The organism is Bacteroidales bacterium, assembly GCA_018334875.1.
GTDB lineage: Bacteria > Bacteroidota > Bacteroidia > Bacteroidales > UBA12077 > JAGXLC01.
Genome location: JAGXLC010000464.1, coordinates 1 through 3090 on the forward strand (window position 1 = coordinate 1; position 3090 = coordinate 3090).

The window sequence follows — 3090 nt, forward strand, 5'->3', positions numbered from 1 at the left end:
GTTTGCTGGCTTAGAAGATTGCCAGCTGAAAGCATTGCGATAAGAATAAGAACAAATGGTTTCATAGTTGCGATGTCTGTTGGTCAATTTCACAGTCAGATTATTAGATTTTTAATCCCGTCCCAGGTGCTCATCGAACCAGTCGATGATCCGTTGGTTGAGGTCAATGAGCAACTTCGGCTCTCTTGGAACATGAGGGGTACGCGGATAAAGAACCATTTCGGTGGCAATGCCGCGCCGTTTCAGTGCCCGGTAAAATTCGCGACCCTGGGAGGCGGGGACTCGTTGGTCAAGTTTTCCGTGAAATACCAGGGTGGGAGTAGTGACCTCTTCCACCTGGTAGATCGGGGAGTGCTGTTCATATTCATCGTAGATGTTCCAGAACTCACCACCCATTTGCCTTTTGAAGCCGGAAGGTATATCTGTGGTCCCTACAAAACTGATCAGGTTAGATAATCCAGCTGCCATACTCGCTGCCTCGAAACGATCGGTTTTTGTAACGGCCCGGGCAGTCATATAGCCTCCATAACTGCCGCCCATAATGGCCAGGCTGTCGGGATGGGCCACTCCCATATCGATGACCCGATCAACACCTTTCATCAGATCCCGGTAATCGTTACCTCCCCAATCTTCTACCACGGCCGACCTGAATGATTTGCCATATCCTGTGCTGCCTCTTGGATTGGGTCGAAGCACCGCATAACCTCGTTGAGCGAACACCTGAGGGATATACCTTATGAAAGGATCTCCTGTGAAAAATCGGGAATGCACCCCATGGGGTCCGCCATGTATATCGAGAATTAGTGGAACACGGTCGCTCTCATCATAACCTGCCGGATAGGTGAGCAAACCCTCAATTTGTTTGCCTCCCGGGCCGCTCCAGGAAATAAGTTTGGTCTTGCCCGTTTCGGGTTTGGGGAGATCCTCGTTGATTGCGGTTATTTTTTGGCGGGTAAAGTTTTTCCGGCTACTCACATAAACCTCAGGAGGTGCTGAAGTGTTCTCATAGGTAAAGGCCAAACGATCGCCCTGGCGGCTGTATGAGGGCATGGCAAAAAAAACGGGGTATCCATAGACCCCTTGGCCGGTTGAAACCTTATTAACCCGATCTCCATCAGTTGGTACACGATACAGGTGCATGTTGGTTTTTGAAGGTTCTACGACCAGAAGGGATTGACCCCTGTCGGTCCATGAGATGATCGTGGCTCTGCGGTCGGGGGTGTTGGCCAGTTTCTGAGCCTGTCCTCCTGAAGTCGGCAAAAGATAAATATCCTGAAGATAATACGGTACCTGCTTTTCTCCGCTTGAGGTAAAGGCAATCTTCTTTCCGTCCGGCGAAAAATGAGGAGCATCATCGAGGCCCGGTTGTTCTACCAGGGCTTTTACCTTCCCGCTATCGGAGGGAACGGTGGAAATGTCTTTGTTCCACTGCGAATTGGCCCTTGGAGTAGGTTGATGAACAAAAGCAATGGTCTTACCATCCGGCGACCAGTCGAAACCGGTTACATGGAACTCGCCCCTGGTAAGCCGCGGGACTTTTCTGGTCGTGTCATCGGCCTGCTTCACCCGCGTCGTATAAAGATGATTGTAGCGGAATTCCTGGTTGACCCGGTTCACATCCCGCTTTTGCTTCTCCCGTTTTTTCTCGGCTTTGGATTTGGGATCCTTCATCAGGTAGGCAATGCGTTTGCCATCCGGACTCCACTGAAAACCGCTGATCCCTGTTGGGGCGTCGGTGATGGGATAGGCTTCTCCTCCGTTCAGGCGGATCAGGTAAACCTGGGGCTTTCCCCCACGGGTGCTCAGAAAAGCAATCTTCTTGCCATCCGGCGACCATCGGGGATGGAAGTTGGAATGCTTGCCGCGGGTGTACTGGTTGTCCACAGAACCATCTGCAGCTGCTACATGAAGATGCCTGCGAAAAGTGCTTTGGGTTTTACTTATCACAGGTTCCCGAACCACGTAGGCCACATAATCGCCATCCGGGGAGATTTGAGTGGCAGTGATCCGTTTGTATTGCATGGATAACTCGGGGATCCAACGGGAGGTATCAGGCTGTGCCTGAATAGTTGAGGGATTGAAAGCATCGATAAATAATGCAGACAAAATGATAACTGTTAAAATGTGCCATCGGTCGGTAACCGGTCGGAATCGATGAATCGTTTTTGTAATGAACATGTTTCAACTCCTTTTTTGGGATTTACGCAATACGGACATCCTCCGGAACCCCGGACAGACTCAGGCAGTTTTCCACCCCGGTGCTGGTCCGGGAATCAGAAGAAATGAATGTTTGCTGCGTTCGGTGGTAGGCATGTAACTTAAAAGGAAAGTTCTACCCGTATCCTTATCATGCCTTGCAGCTGTTGTGTTTGCTTCGTTTTGATATATGTCGGTTCAACGCTGGCTGATCCGAAAAAAGGAATTGAAAGATGGGGGCGGGATGGCTCCCGCCACTTTTCAATCCAGGCTCAAAATGAATGCTCATTCTGAGGATTTTATCCTGGGTAGCTCATTGTCAAAAATCAGACAAATTCATCTGGTTATATGTTCAACCTTTTGTCTGTTAGTTTTTTATTATGTGACTCGTTTAAAAATAAGGGGAGGGTATTTAGTTTTGGGGCATTCGCGACCTGGATGCCAATGAGATATTGGGTTGTCTAAATATGATACAGGGTATGATCTAAACAATGGGATCGGGGCAGAAGTCTCTTCTTTTGCAGCTTTTGCAGTGTTTTCCCATCCATACCTGGTCAAACTGGTGCATGATGGGATCGATCCATTCGGGGTCGGTGGTGATGATGCCGGATTCAAAGTTCCGCGTGTTTGGGCTTTTGATGCCCAGTCCTGCGCCTGTAAGGTTGGCCGAGCCGGTGTAGGCCAGCCGGCCATCCACCACGATATGCTTGAAATGGACCCTGGGACAAAGCTGGCGCTCCATGTTTTTCCATAATTCCGGGTATTTATCAAAGCTGTTGCGGAAGTTCACCCCCGGCTCTTTGGCATGCAGCAGGCGAATGGCCACTTTCCTTTTTACCAGTTCTTCCAGCACAGCCAAAAAAGACCTCACACCTCCGTGGTGATGGACATGGA

At 49.7% G+C, this 3090-nt stretch carries 2 protein-coding genes; both read right to left on the reverse strand.

Annotated elements, in window-relative coordinates; genetic code table 11:
* Nucleotides 1-111: 111 nt before the first annotated feature.
* Entirely contained in the window at nt 112-2178 is a 2067-nt protein-coding gene (locus KGY70_19885) for a S9 family peptidase (GenBank protein ID MBS3777466.1), read from the reverse strand.
* Nucleotides 2179-2680: 502 nt separating this feature from the next.
* The coding region (locus KGY70_19890) for a phospholipase D family protein (GenBank protein MBS3777467.1) at nt 2681-3090 on the reverse strand (410 nt) is incomplete at its 5' end.

Bases quoted from the DNA above. Each gene is read 5' to 3' on its own strand.
- KGY70_19885 (MBS3777466.1), bottom strand. From the start codon at position 2,178: ATGTTCATTACAAAAACGATTCATCGATTCCGACCGGTTACCGACCGA.